1 protein-coding gene is annotated in these 267 nt (G+C 46.4%); it reads left to right on the top strand.

Translation table 11 applies throughout. From position 1 onward, the window contains the following. Positions 1-69: 69 nt before the first annotated feature. Positions 70-267 (top strand): hypothetical protein (locus IB258_RS30485; RefSeq protein ID WP_225590574.1); only part of this gene is annotated, 198 nt, incomplete at its 3' end.

The raw sequence follows: 267 nt of genomic DNA, 5'->3' as shown, positions 1-267 counted from the left end.
GACTTGACATCTAAGGTACTTCACTTCTAGTGAGCACTTGATTTCATTGTGCTTGTGACCGAAGTCACTATGCACTCGCATCAAGCGCCCACACTTATCGGTTGTTTAATTGTTAAAGAGCGGTACTACCAAATTCTGTACTACTTACTGCCTGCTCGCTTCGCTACGCCGCTTTCGCTGGCGCCGCGTTGTTTGCAGCAGAGAAACGAGATTATGAAGAAGTTTTTTTCGCTTGTCAAGTCGGCGTCACATACTGCGTTTCGCTTT

This window comes from Achromobacter sp. ACM02 (genome assembly GCF_014851605.1).
Classification (GTDB): Bacteria; Pseudomonadota; Gammaproteobacteria; order Burkholderiales; family Burkholderiaceae_B; genus Achromobacter; species Achromobacter aegrifaciens.
This window is presented reverse-complemented; position numbering and strand designations above follow the sequence as displayed.